We start from the raw sequence: 16,473 nt of genomic DNA, 5'->3' as shown, positions 1-16,473 counted from the left end.
CATTATTTTTTGGCCGGAGCGTCGACCATCACCAGATAGCGCGTCAGCATGCGGATGCGTAACTGCGGAAAATTGTCGATGAGTAGCTGCAGCGCCTTGTCCGTGTCGTCCAGCGGCAGCACGGCGGCCACGCGGATGCCCGCGATCTGCGCGTGGTCGTAATGCAGCTGGCCGGGGCGGTGACGGGCCAGCTCGTCGAGCACCTCGGCCAGCGGCAAGTCGTCGACCACCAGCTGGCGCGCGCGCCACGCGTCCTGCACGCTGGCCGCATCGATGCTTGTTAGCGGTCCGACGCCATCATCCGTGATGCGCGTGCGCTGGCCCGCCTGCACCACGACGGCCGGATGTTGCGGCACCTGCGCCAGCACTTTGGATTCCAGCATGCTCAGGATGGTGGCGCCGTCTTCGCTGCGTACGGTAAAACGCGTGCCCAGCGCGCGGATCGCCGCCTGCTTGCTGTCGACGATGAAGGGGCGCCGCGCATCCTTGGCCACGTCGACGAGGATGTCGCCACGCACCAGCTCCACATGCCGCTCGCCCGCGTTGAAACGCACGTTGACGGCGCTGCCGCCGGCCAGGGTGAGGCGGCTGCCATCGGCCAGGGTATGCGTGGACCATTGCCCGGTGGGGCTGCGCAGGTCGGCCAGCAGGTAGGCGGGGCGCTCGCCGATGAGCAGCGCACCGGTCAGCAGCAGCACGGCCACGGCGCTGGCGGCGGCCAGCTGGCGGGGACGCTTTGGCGCGATGGCGGCCAGGGCGGCGCGCGCGGGCCGATGGTCGCCGCCGGCCGGCTCACGCACGGCGCTCAATTGCCGCAGCAGGTTTTCCATACCGGCGGCAGCTGTCGCGTGCAGCGGGTCGGCCGCCTTCCACGCGGCGAAGCCGGCCTGTGCGGTGTCGCGCTCGGCCGGGTCGTCGGCGCTGAGGCGCACGATCCACCGTGCGGCCTGCTCGGCTGCCACATCGGTGCGGGGGCGATTCATGCCGCCATGGCCGGGCAGGCGTGGCGGCAGGCCAGCAAGGCTTGCACCAGGTATTTTTGCACCATGCGCGTGGAGACGTTCAGTTGCGCGGCCACGGCGGCCTGCGATTGCTCTTCCAGGTAGTGCAGCAAAAAGGCGTCGCGTGCCCTGGCCGATACGCTGGCCAGCGCCGTGGCGATCTGTTCGAGCGCTTGTACGGCCATCAGGATCTCGTCCGGCGAGGGCGCGCCGGGCAGGCTGTCGGCCAGCAGGGCCAGTTCCGCCAGGTAGCTGCGTTCGAGTAGTTGACGGCGCGCGCGGTCGAGCAGCAAGCGCTTCGCCGTGGTGGACAGATAAGCGCGCGGCTCGCGCATGCCGAACAGGGCGTCGCGCGAGGCGATGATGCGCACAAACGTATCTTGCGCCACATCGGCCGCGCCATGCGGGCAGCTGAGTTTTTTGCGCAGCCAGCCGAGCAGCCAGCCGTGATGCTCGCTGTAGAGCGACTGCACTTGCTGTTGCAGGCTGGGCTGGGCGATGGACATAAGGTTAGTTAAAGCTATGAATGAGAATTATTCTCATTGTAAGCGCCAGTGGCGGCTTGCCACAATCCCCGATTGCTTGCGGATGGGGCAGGTGTTGCGCGCAGGCCGCATGCGCGGCGGTGCCGGAAATGAAAAAACCCGCCGCTGCACGGGGCAGGGACGGGTTCTTCATACTGCAAATTCTTGGTGGTGATAGGTGGACTTGAACCACCGACCCCAGCATTATGAATGCTGTGCTCTAACCAACTGAGCTATATCACCAAACAGACCGGTCAGACCGGATGCTGGTTTTGATCAGGGTAAACCTGATCGATGTTCTTTGGTGGTGATAGGTGGACTTGAACCACCGACCCCAGCATTATGAATGCTGTGCTCTAACCAACTGAGCTATATCACCCAACAGCCGAGCATTATCCAGTCTTCCCATTTCCTTGTCAATGCTGGTGCAAAAAAATGTGCGGTTTTTTCGTGTTGGATTGTTGACGTGACTATTTCAGCAACGCTTGGATCTGCGCCAGCATGGACGCGGCTGGATCAGCGCCCAGGCAATCGATGACGCTGCGTTCCGGCATCGCGCGTAACCAGGTCAGCTGGCGCTTGGCTAGCTGGCGCGTGGCGATGATGCCCGTCTCGCGCAAGGTGGCGCGGTCGATGCGGCCATCGAGGTACTCCCAGGTCTGGCGGTAGCCCACGCAGCGCATCGAGGGCAAGCCCGGATGCAGGTCGCCGCGCCGGCGCAGCTGCTCCACTTCATCGAGCAGGGCATCGTCTTTCAGCATGAGGTCGAAGCGCGTGGCGATGCGCGCATGCAGCACGGCGCGGTCCGACGGTTCCAGCGCGAACGATTGCAATTGAAAAGGCAGCACGGTCTTTTCGCGCCGGGCCAGCAGGGCCGACATGGGCTGGCCGGAAAGGGCGATGATTTCCAGCGCGCGGCCGATGCGCTGCGCGTCCTGCGGCGCCAGGCGTGCGGCCGTGATGGGGTCTTGCTGCGCCAGGCGCGCATGCATGGCGGGCCAGCCGATGGCGGCCGCGTCTTCTTCCAGTTGGGCTCGCAGTACGGGATCGGCGCCGGGCAAGTCGTCGAGGCCATCGGCCAGGCCTTTGAAATACAGCATGGTGCCGCCGACCAGCAGCGGCAGTTTGCCGCGCGCGCAGATTTCGCTCACCAGGCGCAGCGTATCGTTGCGGAACTGCGCCACGGAATACGCATCGAGCGGGTCGATGATGTCGATCAAATGATGTGGGACCTGGGCCAGTTCTTCTTGCGACGGCTTGGCCGTGCCGATATCCATGCCCCGGTAGACGAGGGCGGAATCGACGGAAATGATCTCGGACGGGATGGCTTGTGCGATGGCCAGCGCACTGGCCGTCTTGCCGCTGGCCGTGGGACCCATGATGGCGACGGCCAGGGGGAGGTGTTGAGTGTTTTTCATGATACTTTTTGATGTACTTGCGATGGGAACCCCAAGGCAAAGGCTGGGGTCAGTCTCTTCAAGATCGGGATACGCCCCATTGGGCCGCATCCCCCCGGCGGGTCTGACCCCGGATTTTTATTGCCCGCGCAGGAACAGTTTATCGAGCGCGTTAATTTCGACCTGCACCCAGGTGGGCCGGCCATGGTTGCACTGGTCGGCGCGTTCCGTGCTCTCCATCTGGCGCAGCAGGGCATTCATTTCCTGCACCGACAGAATGCGGTTGGCGCGCACGGCCGTGTGGCAGGCCAGGGTGCCCAGCAATTCGTTCTGACGCTCGATCAGCACGCGCGAGCCGCCGTATTCGCGCACGTCGCGCAGCACGTCGCGCGCCAGCGTTTGCGCGTCGGCGTTTTTCAGCAGGGTCGGCACGGAGCGCACGGCCAGCGTCGTGGGCGACAGGGCGGCGATGTCGAAGCCCAGCGCTTTCAAGGTGTCCTGGTTTTCATTTGCCGTCGACACCTCGATCGCGTCCGCGTAGAACGTCACGGGGATCAGCAAGGATTGCACCTGCATGTCCTGGCCCGACACTTGCGCCTGCAGCGCGTTCTTCAGCTGCTCGTACAGGATGCGCTCATGCGCGGCATGCATGTCGACCAGCACCAGGCCCTTGGTGTTTTGCGCCAATATATAAATGCCGTGCAACTGGGCCAGGGCAAAGCCCAGCGGATATTCTTCGCGCGCCATCGCTTCGGCCGAGGCGATGTACGGTTCCACCTGCGTGATCGGCGAACTGGCGGCGCCGCCGAACAGGGCGCCATAGGCCGCCGTGTCTTGCCCCACGCCTGGCGCGTCGGCAAAGAAGGGGCGGGCCGCGCCGGGTGCCGCTGGCGCGAAGGTATTCGTGAATTGCGCGCCGAACGAAGTCTGCGTCTGCTCGCGGCGCCAGATGCCCGCGCCAGGGCTCGCATCGCCGCCGCCCAGGGTCGACGCTGCCGGCAGGGGCGCCGGCACGCTGCCAAACGCCGTGGCCGAGGTTTGCGCCAGCGCGCGCTGCACCGCGTGGAAGACGAATTGGTGCACGGAGCGGCTGTCGCGGAAGCGCACTTCGATCTTCGACGGGTGCACGTTGACGTCGACCAGGGCCGGGTCGAGGTCGAGCGCCAGCACATAGGATGGGAAGCGGTCGCCATGCAGCACGTCCTGGTAGGCCATGCGCACGGCATGCACCAGCAGCTTGTCGCGCACGAAGCGGCCATTGACATAAAAGAACTGGCCATCGGCGCGCGCCTTGGAGGCCGTCGGCAAGCCGGCAAAGCCGTGTATGCGCAGGGTGCCGGCCGATTCGTCCAGCGCCAGGCGCGCCTCGGCGAAGTCATTGCCCAGGATGTGGGCGCTGCGCTTGGCCAGTTCGCTGATATTCCACTGGTCGATGGTGCGCCCGTTGTGCGACAGCGAGAACGACACGTCCGGTCGCGCCAACGCGATGCGGCGTACGACTTCGGCGCAGTGGCCGTATTCCGTCTGCTCCGATTTGAGGAACTTGCGCCGCGCGGGCGTGTTGAAATACAGGTCTTGCACATCGACCGTGGTGCCGTGTGCGCCCGACGACGGCGCGACGCTGCCATTGTGCGAGCCGACGATTTCCCATGCATGGGCCGCGTCCGCCGTGCGCGAGGTCACGGTGACGGCGGCTACCGAGGCGATCGAGGCCAGCGCCTCGCCCCGGAAGCCCAGGGTGCCCACGTTTTCCAGGTCGTGCAGGGAGGCGATCTTCGACGTGGCGTGGCGCGCCAGGGCCAGCGGCAACTGATCTTTATCGATGCCGCGCCCGTTGTCGGTAATGGCGATGCGTTTCACGCCCCCTTCTTCCAGGCGCACGGTGATTTGCGTGGCCCCCGAATCGAGCGCGTTTTCCAGCAATTCCTTGACCACGGCCGATGGCCGCTCGACCACCTCGCCAGCGGCGATTTGCGAAATCAACTGGTCAGGCAGGGCCTGGATCGGGCGGTGGGGCGTGATGGGAGCGTTCATGCCCTGATTATAACGGGTTCGCAAGGGGAGGCGCTGCTGTGCTGATGCCTGAAACCCAAAACGAAGACTGGGGTCGTACCCTGAGGGTACGACCCCGGAATTTGCCCTTCGGGGTGTGTTATTTCCCCGCCTCGCGCACCGGTATCGGCGCATTGCACAGGTCGACGTGGCCGGCCGTGACCTTGCTCCACGGGCCGCCGCGGTGACGCTGGGCTTCCAGCACGGCCTGGTAGGCGGCGCTGTCGGTACGCATCACTTCCAGGTTCGCGCGCTGCTCTGGCGGCATGCTGGCGGCCAGGCGGATGGCCTTGATCGGCACGTTTTTCTCGGGGCTGTCATAAAAACCCATGGGCGCCGTGCCGCGCGGCAGGGTCGACAGCAATGGCATGCCGGAGACGACTCTGCCGACGACCGTGATGTCGCGGTCCAGGTGGCGCGGCGACTGGCCGATGACGGCGTACAGCTCGGTGCCGCCGCCGCTGTCGCTGGCACTGTCGCGGCCCACGCCCACGGTGGCGTAGCAATGCGTGAGCCAGGCCGTGCCGGTTTTCGGATCGCGCGCGGACGGGAAACCGTTGGAATGGCCCACTTGCGGCGCATAGCCGTCAAGGTCCGGCAGGCGCGTGAAGCTCTTGATGTTTTTCAAAGGTACCGTAAATTCGCCGGGCAGGGTGCGCTGCGCGTGCTGGATCGGCTTGGGATTTTTCTCGTTCGGATCGCCCCACTGCGCCACCCAGTTGTCCTGCGCGCGCGTGATGGCCAGGCCGTCGTAATACTGTTCGGCGACCAGGGCCTTGATGTTGGCCACGTGCTTTGGCGCGAAGCCGGGCGCCAGTTCGATCACCACGCGGCCTGAGGGAATGTCCATGTACAGGGTGTTGTCCGGATCCAGCGCACGCCAGTCGGACGGTTTCGAGGCCTTGATCACGTCGGCCAAGGTCGCTTTGGCGGGCAGTTCGGCGGGCGCCTTGATCTGGACAGGCGCCGCGTGGGCGGACAACTGGGCAAGGCCCAGCACGCTGGCCATGCTCAGGCCACTCAGTGAATGCAGATACATATTCTCTCCTGGTCGGCGCGGGTTGCACCGGTCAGAAAGTGTATACCGGAATGGCAATATTTCGTTGGAAAAACATTGCAGATAGCAATACTGATAGTGGCCTGCCGAGGCGGCAATTCCTTAACCTTTACTTAAATTGCCACACGCGCAAGGGCGCCGCATAATTAATCCTGAAATATCGGGCCGGGGACTGCCGTTGCGCTGGCCGGGTGGTGTATGATTCCGCCGCTACCTTTAGGGAAAAATATATGGATTTTGTGCAATTCCTCGACATGATCGTGCATGTCGACAAGACGCTGGGTCTCTTGATCGAGCAGTACGGTACCCTCGTGTATGCAGTGCTGTTTGCCATTATTTTTTGCGAGACAGGCCTCGTGGTGCTGTTCTTTTTCCCTGGGGATACCTTACTATTTATCGCCGGCGCGTTTTGCGCGACGGGACAGATGCACCTGGGCTTGCTGATTGCCTTGCTGGTGACGGCTGCCGTCACGGGCAACACGCTCAATTACTGGATAGGCGAGGCCATCGGGCAAAGGGTGTTTACCCACGATTACCGCTGGATTAACAAGGATGCCATGCGCCGCACGCATGAATTCTTTGAAAAGCATGGCGGCAAGACCATCATCCTGGCCCGTTTCGTGCCGGTGGTGCGCACCTTCGCGCCGTTCGTGGCCGGCATTTCCGACATGACGCATGCGCGCTTCCAGATGTACAACGTGACGGGCGCCCTGTTATGGGTGGTCGGTCTGGTGACGGCGGGCTACTTCTTCGGCAATATCCCATGGATCCGCGATCACCTGACCTTGATCGTGCTGATCGGTGTCGGCGCCGCCGTGGTGCCGGTGGTACTGGGCGGCATGTGGAAACTCTACAAGCGCATGGTCGGCAAGTCGGCTTGACGCTGCGTCGATCCAGGGCAAGCACGCTGCGGCGCCGTCCGCAGCTGGCCCTGGATTAGCTTTCTTCTGCGCATTTCTGCGCATTTCTGTTTTACTCCCCCGCTGATTCAAGTTTTGTTGCTTTCCAGCCGTAAACCAGAGGGTGTTCTCACTTTCTGGATTTCCATGCGACATTTGAGCGCCCTGTTAGCTTGCAGCCTTGCCGCGATGGCGGCCATGGCAAGCGCCAAAGATGCCCCCGCTGCGGCGAGCGCCAGCACATCCGCGCCCATGTCGGCGTCGGCGCGCGCGGCCGCCATGAAAACCCTGACCGAATCGGTGAAGGGCAAGGAGGGCAAGAAGGAGGTCAAGGCGCCTGTCGTCGTCGCGCCCACGGCGCGCGAGAAGGAAGAAGCGGCCGAAGTCGACCTGTCCGAACGTATCGCGGCGCGCCTGGCGGAAATGCGCGCCACCCAGGCGGCCCGCGCCGCCGCCCGCGCCAAGCGCGCCGCAGTGGTGAAAGCGGCACCACCGCCACCACCGCCCGTGGCGCGCGGCACGCACTGGTCGTACGAGGGCGACAGTGGCCCGGCCAACTGGAGCAAGATCAATGTCGACTGGGCCAAGTGCAGCAATGGCAGCCGCCAGTCGCCGATCGATATCCGCGATGGCATGAAAGTGGAACTCGAGCAGATCAGCTTTGACTACCACCCGTCATCGTTCAATGTGCTCGACAATGGCCACACGGTGCAGGTGGGCGTGAGTGGCGGCAATTACATCACGGTGCAGAACCGCATGTTCGAGCTGCAGCAATTCCATTTCCACCGCCCGTCCGAAGAGCGCATCAATGGCAAGGCGTTTGAAATGGTGGTGCACCTGGTGCACCGCGATGCGGAAGGCCGGCTGGCCGTGCTGGCCCTGCTGCTGGAACGCGGCGCGCCGCAAGCGACCATCCAGACCGTGTGGAATAACCTGCCGCTGGAAAAATTCGAGACCATGCAGCCGACCATCCTGCTCGATCCGGCCGAAATGCTGCCGGCGCGGCGCGATTACTACACGTATATGGGATCGATGACGGAGCCGCCGTGCAGCGAGGGCGTGTTGTGGCTGGTGATGAAGCAGCCGGTGCAGGCGTCGCCGGCGCAGATGGCGCTGTTCAGCCGCTTGTATCCCTTGAATGCGCGCCCAGTCCAGCCGGGCAATGGACGCATCATCAAAGAGTCCAATTAAATAAATGCGAGGTGCTGGCGGCCGCTCCATTCGGCGCCGGCGGCCAGCAGGTCGGGCTGGATCAGCGCCGGCTCGATGCAGATGAAGCGCTGGTATTCGTCGTCGGCCAGGTCGGGCAGGGCGGCTGCGTCTTGCGCGCCCGGGTTCCACACGACGGCATCCGTAAAACCCTGCTGCTCCAGGCGCAGGGTGTGGCTGCCAGACTGCAGGTGCAAGGCGCCTGGCAGCTGGTAGTAGATGCGGTCCAGCTTGTCCGCGAATTGCAGCAGCTCTTCCGCCTGCAAGGCATCTTGCGGCGTCTCGTCCGAATAGCGCACGCGCTGCAGGCCGCCAATGCGCGCCTCGCTCAATTGATCGATCGCAAAATAACTGTGCAGGGCGGCCGAGAACGGGAATGCCTGCTCGCCCGTGTTGTGCACGGACAGGTTCAGCTCCAGTGATTGGCCTTGCACTGCCACGCGCAGGCGCAGGGTGAAGGCCCAGGGCCAGGTGGCGGCGATTGCGTCCGGCAGGTCCGTGTGGTGCAGGATGAATTGCGCCCATGCGGCGCCATCGGCGTCGCCCGTCGATTCCAGCTGCCAGGTCGCCACGCGCGCGAAGCCGTGGCGCATGCCCGTGCCGCGCGCGCCGAACTGGGGGAAGATCACGGGTACGCCGCCACGGATGGCGCGGCTGCCATCGAGGGCGGAGTCGCGGCTGCAGAACAGGCGCTCCTGGCCATCGCTGGTCTGCCACGCGAACAGATGGCCGCCATACAGTGTGACGGTGGCCTGCGCGCCATCGGCGGCGCGGATGGTCACGGCCGGCAATTCGCCAAAAGTACTCTTGTTCATGCGGGTGTCCAATCAGGTCAGACGGCTTTTCGCCAGCGGCGGATTCTTGGCAAAGTAATTCTTGATGCCCGTGACGATGGCGTCGGCCATCTGGTCCTGGTAACCGTTGTCGGTCAGCTTGGCTTCTTCTTCCGGATTCGAGATGAAAGCCGTTTCGATCAGGATGGAGGGGATATCCGGCGCTTTCAGCACGGCGAAGCCGGCCTGTTCGACGGAGCCCTTGTGCAGGCGGTTGATGCCGCCGATTTCGCGCAGCACGGCCTTGCCCAGCTTCATGCTGTCGTTGATCTGTGCCGTCGTCGACAGGTCGAGCAGCACGCTGGCCAGCTGCTTGTCGTGGTTTTTCACGTTGACGCCGCCGATCAGGTCGGCCTGGTTTTCCTTGTTGGCCAGCCAGCGCGCAGCCGTTGAGGTAGCGCCCTTTTCGGACAGCACGAAGACGGAGGAGCCGCGCGCCGTCGGCTGGATGAACGCGTCGGCGTGGATCGAGACGAACAGGTCGGCCTGCACCTTGCGCGCCTTTTCCACGCGCATGCCCAGCGGGACAAAGAAATCGGCATCGCGCGTGAGCATGACGCGCATGTTGGGCTGCAGTTCCAGCTTGGTTTTCAGGCGCTTGGCGATGGCCAGTACCACGTCTTTTTCGCGGCTGCCGCGGCTGCCCATGGCGCCCGGGTCTTCACCGCCGTGGCCGGGGTCGAGCGCGATGGTAATCATGCGCATCACCTTCTGGCCCGGCAGCGGGCGCGCTTCGGGGCGCTGTTCCGGGCGGATATCGGGCACGGGCGGCACGATGGTCGCCACCGGCGGCGCGATGGCCACGGGCGGCTTGCCGCTGTCGGGCAGGGGCAGCGCGGGCGGCGGCGTATGCGTGCCGGCCATCGGTGGCTTGGCGGGATCGCTCGACCAGTCGCCCTTTTCGATCATCTGCGCGATCAGGTCCGGCTCGTGCACGGGATACAGATCGAAAATCAAACGGTGGTTGTAGGAGCCGGCCGGCGGCAGGGTAAACAGCTGCGGCGTGACTTCCTCTTTCAGGTCGAACACCAGGCGCACCACGTTGGGCCGGTTCTGGCCCACGCGCACCTGCTTGATGTACGGGTCGTTCGACTGGATCTTCGCCACCAGGCCCTTCAAGGTGGGATTGAGCTCGAGTCCTTCGATGTCGACCACCAGCCGTTCCGGGTCCTTGACGATGAAGTGGGTCGCCTTCAGGATGCTGTCGTTTTCCAGGGTGACGCGCGTGTAGTCCTCGGCCGGCCAGACGCGCACGGCGAGAATTTGCGCCGCCATCGCCGACATGGGCGCGAACACGGACAACAGCAGGGTGCCGCCGGCCTTGAGTACCGTGCGCCGGGTGATGGGCGAGGAGATCAAAGGTTTGGGGCGAATTTGAGACGGTGAAGGCATGACAGACCCAATTCAGAAGACGCTTGCAATTCTACATCACGTCCTGACCCCGCAACGTTCAAATAAATATTCAGGTCGGCCGGCGGCAGCACCGGTTCGGCTTTCTCCGGCCATTCGACGATGCAGATATTGCGGCCGTCGAAGTCTTCGCGAAAACCGGCATCGAGAAATTCCTCGGCACTGCCCATGCGGTACAGGTCGAAGTGGATGACGTTGACGCTCTCGCCATCGAGCCGCACCGTGTACGGTTCGGACAAGGTGTAGGTGGGGCTTTTCACGTGGCCTGCATGGCCGGCCGCGTGCAGCAGGGCGCGCGTGAGGGCTGTCTTGCCGGCACCCAGGTCGCCGTGCAGGTAGATCGCCAGGCCGGGCGCCAGTGCGCGCGCCAGTGCGGCGCCCAGCGCGGCGGTGCCGGCTTCATCGTGGAGGTGGGCTTTGAAGTGTTCGGTCATGATCTTCGGTATCGCATAAAATGGAGGCTGCTGTCATTGTAACCGCCCGCGCGCCTGCCGTTTTCCGTAAAGTCCCCTATGTCCGCCACCGTCACCGATCTCGCCGTCCTGGCGCGCACCATCAAAGAATGGGGGCGCGAGCTGGGTTTTGCCGAGGTGCGCATCGCCGACGTGGACCTGTCGCACATGGAAGCGCCCTTGCAAGCCTGGCTCGATGCAGGGTATCACGGCGAAATGGATTACATGGCCAGCCACGGCATGAAGCGCGCGCGCCCGGCCGAACTGGTGCCGGGCACGGTGCGCGCCATCAGCGCGCGCATGAATTATCTGCCGCCGGCACTGGGGCCCGACTGGCGCACGCACGAGGCGGCGCGCGACGCCGATCCGTCGGCGGCCGTCATTTCCGTGTATGCGCGGGGCCGCGACTATCACAAGGTGATGCGTTCGCGCCTGCAGCAGCTGGCTGAGCGCATCAAGGGCGAGATCGGCGACTTCGGCTACCGCGTCTTCAGCGATTCGGCGCCCGTGATGGAAGTCGAGCTGGCGCAAAAGGGCGGCTTGGGCTGGCGCGGCAAGCACACCTTGCTGATCAACCGCCAGGGCGGTTCCTTCTTTTTCCTGGGCGAGATCCTCATCGACGTGCCGCTGCCCGTCGATCCGCCGGAGACTCCGCGCTGCGGCCAGTGCTCGGCGTGCATCACGGTGTGCCCGACGCAGGCCATCCTGGGGCCGTACCAGCTCGACGCGCGCCGCTGCATTTCCTACCTCACCATCGAATTGAAGGGCGCCATTCCCGTCGAGATGCGCCCCTTGATCGGCAACAAGGTGTACGGCTGCGACGATTGCCAGACCGTCTGCCCGTGGAACAAGTTCGCCCAGCGTGCCGTCGTGCCCGATTTCGACGAGCGCCACAGCTTGGGCAGCGCGGGCATGGTGGAGCTGTTCGCCTGGACGGAAGAGGAGTTCAACCGCCGCATGGAAGGCAGCGCGATCCGCCGCATCGGCCACGAACGCTGGCTGCGCAACCTGGCCGTCGGCATGGGCAACGCGGCCGCCAAGGCCCGGGGCCAGGCCGACATCGTCGCGGCCCTGCTGTCGCGCCGCGAGCACCCGTCGGCCATCGTGCGCGAACACGTCGAATGGGCGCTGGCGCTGCACGGCGTCGCCTAGAGCTGTTTGAGGCGCAGCGCCTGCGCATTTTTCACCTACTTTTTTTCAGCGATGGTTTTTGTCGGGCCTGGTGGGCTACCCGATGATGAAAAGACGAACATGACAAACTCTCCTTGACTTATCGATATATCGTTATAAAATGAAGATACCTACTAACGATATATCTTTAAAGAGAAAACATGAGAAACTCACGCCACGCAGAACACGGCCATTGCGGCCAACATCAGCACCACCATCACGGCGAGCATCGCCACGAACACAACCCTGAACACTTCATGCACGGCCGAGGCCCACGCGGCTTTGACGAGCGCGGCGACGGCATGGGCCATGGCGGCCCCGGTGGCAGGGGCGGGCGCGGCGAACGGGCCGAGCGCGTCTTCGGCCGCGGCGACCTGCCGCTGATCGTGCTGGCGCTGATCGAAATCAGCCCCCGCCACGGCTATGAAATCATCAAGGCCATCGAAGAGCGTTGCGGCGGCGCCTACGCCCCTAGCCCCGGCGCCGTGTATCCGACCTTGACCTTGCTGGAGGAGCAGGACCACGTCACGTCCTCCGAAAGCGCCAGCGGCAAGAAGCTCTACACGATCACGGAGCTGGGGCGCGCGTATCTCGACGAGAACCGCGCCCAGGTGGACGGCATCCTGGCCCGCCTCGACATGTTCGCCCGCGTCCAGGCGAAAAACGCCCTGCCCGAGCGCGTGCACCAGGCCATGCACACGCTCAAGCATGCGCTGTTGCTGAACAAGAGCAACTGGAGCGAGGCGGAAGCCGAGCGCGTGTCCGCCGTGCTGGAACAGGCGGCGAACGCCATCGTCGATGGCCACTGAGCCCACTTTACAAGGACAAGCAATGACTACCGCATCACCAGCAACACCACGCCCGCATGCCATCGAGCGCGTGCGGCATGACTTGAAACTGCGCGTGCTCACCGTCGTGCGCACCGAGCAGCTGACGCCGCACATGCGCCGCATCACCCTGGCCGGCGACGACCTGGACGGCTTTGTCTCGCCGGCGCACGACGATCACGTGAAACTGTTCTTCCCCGCCCCGGGGCAGGCTAGCCCCGTGTTTCCCGTGCTGGGCAATGGCCCGAATCCCATCCAATACGCGGAAGGCGCGCGTCCCATCGCCCGCAACTACACGCCGCGCCGTTATGACACCGAACGGCGCGAGCTGGAAATCGACTTCGTGCTGCATGGCGACGGCCCCGCATCGCTGTGGGCGGCGCAAGCCGCACCCGGCCAGACCCTGGGCGTGGGCGGCCCGCGCGGCTCGATGCTGGTGCCGCTTGATTTCGACTGGTATGTGCTGGTGGGCGACCAGACGGCCCTGCCGGCGATTGCCCGCCGCCTGGAGCAGTTGCCGGCCACGGCGCGGGCGATGGCCGTGATTGAAATCGTCGAAGACGGCGAACAGATCGCGTTGGACAGCGCGGCGCAGCTGGACGTGCGCTGGGTGGCGCGCAATGGCCGCCAGGGTCCGCTGCTGCTTGATGCCTTACGCCAGATCGCGCTGCCGTCCGAGGGCGATGGCTATGTGTGGGTGGCGTGCGAGCATGCGCAGGTGCAGGGCTTGCGCGGGCATTTTGTTGAAGCCGGAGTGCCGAAGCAGCATCTGCATGTGGCCAGTTACTGGAAGCATGGGGCGGCGGAGCATCATGAGCATCATGATGAGTGATGGTGGTGGTGTCGGGTTACGCAGCGTAATCCGACATCACCCGCAGCATCACTTCAACAACCCCGCCAGCTCCACCGCCGTCTTGACCTGCATTTTGTCGAAGATATGCGCGCGGTGGACTTCCACTGTGCGCATGCTGATGCCCAGCTTGTCGGCCACCACCTTGTTCATCTTGCCCGCCAAAATCAGGTCCAGCACTTCGCGTTCGCGCATCGACAGGGTGGCCAGGCGCGCGTGCACGGCGGCCAGCTCGCCTGCCTGGCGCGAATTGGCCAGGCCCTGCTGCACGCGGTCCATCAGGTCGTTGTCGTTGAACGGCTTTTCAAAGAAATCGAAGGCGCCCCGTTTCAGGCTGTCGACGGCCATCGGCACGTCGCCGTGGCCGGTGAGGAAAATCACCGGCAGGCGCGCCGTCAGGTCGCGCTTGACCAGCTGGTCGAACAGGGCGATGCCGTTCATGTCGGGCATGCGCACGTCGAGCAGCACGCAGTCGCCGGCGGCGTCGAAGTTGCCGTCGAGGCTATCGAGGAATTGCTGGGCGCTGGCGTAGATGCGCGCGTCGATGCTGCGCGAGGCGGCCAGCCAGGACAGCGAGTCGCGTACGACCTCTTCGTCGTCGATGATGTGTAGCATGGTGTCTCCGGCTCGTCGTTATTGGTTATTGATTAGTGCTTGGTGCTTGGTGCGCGGCGCGGCCGGCACGCTGAATGTAAAGATAGTACCGCCAGCGGGGTTGGCGCCGAAGGTCAGCGCGCCGCCGTGAAATTCAATGGCGGTGCGGCAGATGTTCAGGCCCATGCCCATGCCTTCGGACTTGGTCGAGAAAAACGGCGAAAACAGCCGCTCGGCCACGTCTTGCGGGATGCCGTGGCCATGGTCGATCACGTCCACCGTCACCATGCCTTGCTGCGCGTCGTGGCTGGCCCGCAGGCGCATGATACGCCGTCCGGGCGCCGCGTCCTGCATCGCCTCGATGGCGTTGCGCGTCAGGTTCAGCAGTACTTGTTCGATCATCACGGGGTCGGCGCGCAGCAGCGGCAGGTCCGGCGGCAGCTCTTCCTGGATGGTGACATAGTATTTGCGTGCCTGCAGGTCGATCAGCGCGCGGATGCCGTCGATCAGCGTGCGGATGGCGATATCCTGGCGCTGCGGTTCGCTCTTGCGCACGAAATCATGCACGCTGCGGATGATCTGGCCGGCCCGCTGCGCCTGCGCGCCGGCCTGCTCCAGTGCTGGCTTCAGGGTGTTCGGATCGATGGGCGCGTCATGCTCGATGGCGCGGCGGATCAGGTTCAGCGCGCCCGTGGTGTAGCTGGAAATGGCCGCCAGCGGCTGGTTCAGTTCATGCGCCAGCATCGAGGCCAGCTCGCCCATGGTGGCCAGGCGCGAACTCGTTTGCAGCTTTTCCTGCTGCTGGCGATTCAATTCCTCGACCCGCTTGCGGTCCGAGATGTCGAGCACGGAGCCCATCCAGCCTGTCTGCTTGCCGTTCTTGTCCACCAGCGGCGCTTCGAAGATCAGCACGGCCACGCGTGTGCCGTCGGGGCGCTGGAAATAGGTTTCGAACTGCGGCGTGGGATTGCCGGCCAGCGCCTTGACGAAGCGTTGCTGGTATTCCTCCAGTGCTTCCGGCACCCAGTAGGGCATGGGTGGCAAACGGCCCAGGATTTCCTCGGCCGGAAAGCCGACGATCTGGCAGAACGCTGGATTCACATACGTGACTCTTCCTTCCAGGTCGCGCGCGCGCATGCCCGTCACCAGCGAGTTTTCCATCGCCGTGCGAAACAGCATCTGCTGGCGCAGCGCCCCTTCGGCCACCAGGCGGCGCGAAATATGCCGCCACAGGGCCAGCAAGCTCCACAGCAAACCCAGCGACAGGGCGATGACGGAGCCGACCAGCAAATTGGGCAGCAGCTTGGGCTGGCTTTTCACGCTGTCGGTAAACAGGGTGATGCTGGCGCCGGGCACGTCGAGCGCGCGCTTGTGCGTGTACACGCCGTGACCGGGGCCGGCGGCGGCGCGCCGCGCCAGCACCTTGTCGTCGCGGTCGATCAGTGAAATCTGGTTATCCTGGGCGAACCACCACGGCACCATTTCATCGAGCAGGCTGCTGATCTGGTAGGTGGCCACCAGGCTGCCCACGTAGCGCTGGCCATCGAACAGGGGCTGGTGGTAATCCATCAGCATGGCGCCCGGCGGCACGTCGGGAAAACCGCTTTGCTGCGAAGGCTGGGCGTACTGGCCACGGTGCAGGCGGCGCGCATTGTCGGCCGCCGTCAGCGAAGCGGGCGAAAACGCCAGCGCGTGCGGCAGGCTGTTGTCGCTGCTGGCCAGCACCTTGCCACGGGTGTCGAGCCACAGCACGCGCTGCAATTCGCGGCCATTGCGCAGCATCTGCTGCAGCCGTTCGTGCACTTTTTCCGCGCTCAGCGAGGCGCTGGCGATGTCCACGCCCAGGTTGAACAGGCTTTCCTCGTTGCGCGCCAGCTGGAAGCGGATGGTTTGCTCCACCCACAGGGTGTCGGCGATCAGCTGCTCCTGGCGCTCGTTGCTTTCCATCTGGCGCGCCTGCCAGGGCAGCCAGAACAGGATGGAGAGGAACAGCAGCAGCAGGATGACGGGCAGCAGCCAGCGCATCGGGCTCGATAGTTTGAAGCGGCGTGCAAGGGTGGGGGGAGTCGGCATGGCTGGCAGGGTAGCGGCTTATCGGGAGCTGGCTATTGTGGTTAACCACAATAGCCGGGACAGTTTCTTTGGCACAATATCCAAGTAGACAAATAATAAAGTTTTTTAAAAAACCACTCAGGAGA

At 64.3% G+C, this 16,473-nt stretch carries 16 protein-coding genes and 2 tRNA genes; 5 read left to right on the top strand and 13 right to left on the bottom strand.

Annotated features, from left to right (window positions below):
* Positions 1-2: 2 nt before the first annotated feature.
* From CNX70_RS25070 to CNX70_RS25040, 7 genes are all read right to left on the bottom strand, one after another.
* Positions 3-983, bottom strand: coding sequence for a FecR family protein (locus CNX70_RS25070; protein ID WP_096237769.1), 981 nt, complete (start codon positions 981-983; stop codon positions 3-5).
* Positions 980-1,507 (bottom strand): sigma-70 family RNA polymerase sigma factor, encoded by a 528-nt coding sequence (locus CNX70_RS25065; RefSeq protein ID WP_096237768.1) that lies wholly within the window; start codon positions 1,505-1,507, stop codon positions 980-982. The genes CNX70_RS25070 and CNX70_RS25065 overlap by 4 nt, the downstream gene beginning before the upstream one ends.
* A 184-nt stretch (positions 1,508-1,691) precedes the next feature.
* Positions 1,692-1,768 (bottom strand) — tRNA-Met (locus CNX70_RS25060).
* A gap of 59 nt (positions 1,769-1,827) precedes the next feature.
* Positions 1,828-1,904, bottom strand: a tRNA-Met gene (locus CNX70_RS25055).
* A gap of 91 nt (positions 1,905-1,995) precedes the next feature.
* A complete protein-coding gene (gene miaA, locus CNX70_RS25050) occupies positions 1,996-2,943 on the bottom strand; it encodes a tRNA (adenosine(37)-N6)-dimethylallyltransferase MiaA (protein ID WP_096237767.1) in 948 nt (315 codons plus the stop codon).
* A gap of 117 nt (positions 2,944-3,060) precedes the next feature.
* Entirely contained in the window at positions 3,061-4,956 is a 1,896-nt protein-coding gene (mutL, locus tag CNX70_RS25045; protein ID WP_096237766.1) for a DNA mismatch repair endonuclease MutL, read from the bottom strand.
* 118 nt (positions 4,957-5,074) lie between these two features.
* A complete protein-coding gene (locus CNX70_RS25040) occupies positions 5,075-6,013 on the bottom strand; it encodes a peptidylprolyl isomerase (protein ID WP_096237765.1) in 939 nt (312 codons plus the stop codon).
* A 248-nt stretch (positions 6,014-6,261) separates the two neighbouring features.
* Between CNX70_RS25040 and CNX70_RS25035 the strand changes: the two genes are divergently transcribed.
* Both CNX70_RS25035 and CNX70_RS25030 read left to right on the top strand, forming a co-directional pair.
* On the top strand, positions 6,262-6,912 hold the full coding sequence (locus CNX70_RS25035; RefSeq protein ID WP_071075583.1) for a VTT domain-containing protein: 651 nt from the start codon (positions 6,262-6,264) through the stop codon (positions 6,910-6,912).
* 165 nt (positions 6,913-7,077) lie between these two features.
* Positions 7,078-8,121 carry a carbonic anhydrase gene (locus tag CNX70_RS25030; RefSeq protein ID WP_167389719.1) on the top strand — a complete coding sequence of 348 codons (1,044 nt, stop codon included), beginning with the start codon at positions 7,078-7,080 and terminating at the stop codon, positions 8,119-8,121.
* Here the strand turns inward: CNX70_RS25030 and CNX70_RS25025 are convergent.
* Genes CNX70_RS25025 through tsaE form a run of 3 tightly spaced genes read right to left on the bottom strand, consistent with a single transcriptional unit; the run spans position 8,118 to position 10,816 of the window.
* Positions 8,118-8,954 carry a D-hexose-6-phosphate mutarotase gene (locus CNX70_RS25025; RefSeq protein ID WP_096237764.1) on the bottom strand — a complete coding sequence of 279 codons (837 nt, stop codon included), beginning with the start codon at positions 8,952-8,954 and terminating at the stop codon, positions 8,118-8,120. The two genes, CNX70_RS25030 and CNX70_RS25025, sit on opposite strands and share 4 nt — an antisense overlap.
* Positions 8,955-8,966: 12 nt before the next feature.
* Positions 8,967-10,364, bottom strand: coding sequence for an N-acetylmuramoyl-L-alanine amidase (locus tag CNX70_RS25020; protein ID WP_096237763.1), 1,398 nt, complete (start codon positions 10,362-10,364; stop codon positions 8,967-8,969).
* Positions 10,328-10,816, bottom strand: a complete 489-nt coding sequence (gene tsaE, locus CNX70_RS25015; RefSeq protein ID WP_096237762.1) for a tRNA (adenosine(37)-N6)-threonylcarbamoyltransferase complex ATPase subunit type 1 TsaE — start codon at positions 10,814-10,816, stop codon at positions 10,328-10,330. The genes CNX70_RS25020 and tsaE overlap by 37 nt, the downstream gene beginning before the upstream one ends.
* Before the next feature lie 78 nt (positions 10,817-10,894).
* Here tsaE and queG point away from each other — a divergent pair, with 78 nt between their 5' ends.
* The gene (queG, locus tag CNX70_RS25010; RefSeq protein WP_096237761.1) at positions 10,895-11,986 is read left to right on the top strand and encodes a tRNA epoxyqueuosine(34) reductase QueG; all 1,092 of its coding nucleotides are present in this window, start codon (positions 10,895-10,897) and stop codon (positions 11,984-11,986) included.
* A 188-nt stretch (positions 11,987-12,174) separates the two neighbouring features.
* Here the strand turns inward: queG and CNX70_RS28740 are convergent, their stop codons facing one another.
* On the bottom strand, positions 12,175-12,315 hold the full coding sequence (locus CNX70_RS28740) for a hypothetical protein (RefSeq protein ID WP_208624463.1): 141 nt from the start codon (positions 12,313-12,315) through the stop codon (positions 12,175-12,177).
* On the opposite strand from CNX70_RS28740, the gene CNX70_RS25005 reads away from it, so the two are divergent.
* Together CNX70_RS25005 and CNX70_RS25000 are read left to right on the top strand one after the other, a co-directional pair.
* Positions 12,307-12,813, top strand: coding sequence for a PadR family transcriptional regulator (locus tag CNX70_RS25005; protein WP_208624462.1), 507 nt, complete (start codon positions 12,307-12,309; stop codon positions 12,811-12,813). The genes CNX70_RS28740 and CNX70_RS25005 overlap by 9 nt on opposite strands.
* 22 nt (positions 12,814-12,835) lie before the next feature.
* Positions 12,836-13,663 carry a siderophore-interacting protein gene (locus CNX70_RS25000; RefSeq protein WP_096237759.1) on the top strand — a complete coding sequence of 276 codons (828 nt, stop codon included), beginning with the start codon at positions 12,836-12,838 and terminating at the stop codon, positions 13,661-13,663.
* A 48-nt stretch (positions 13,664-13,711) separates the two neighbouring features.
* Here the strand turns inward: CNX70_RS25000 and CNX70_RS24995 are convergent, their stop codons facing one another.
* Positions 13,712-14,296, bottom strand: coding sequence for a response regulator transcription factor (locus CNX70_RS24995; RefSeq protein WP_071075589.1), 585 nt, complete (start codon positions 14,294-14,296; stop codon positions 13,712-13,714).
* Between the two features lie 18 nt (positions 14,297-14,314).
* Positions 14,315-16,348 carry a sensor histidine kinase gene (locus CNX70_RS24990; protein WP_244198952.1) on the bottom strand — a complete coding sequence of 678 codons (2,034 nt, stop codon included), beginning with the start codon at positions 16,346-16,348 and terminating at the stop codon, positions 14,315-14,317.
* Between the last annotated feature and the right edge of the window lie 125 nt (positions 16,349-16,473).

The sequence above is a fragment of the Janthinobacterium svalbardense genome (assembly GCF_002327145.1).
Lineage (GTDB): Bacteria > Pseudomonadota > Gammaproteobacteria > Burkholderiales > Burkholderiaceae_D > Janthinobacterium > Janthinobacterium tructae.
The sequence above is the reverse complement of the archived record's forward strand: the minus strand, read 5'-3'. Positions and strand labels throughout refer to the sequence as shown.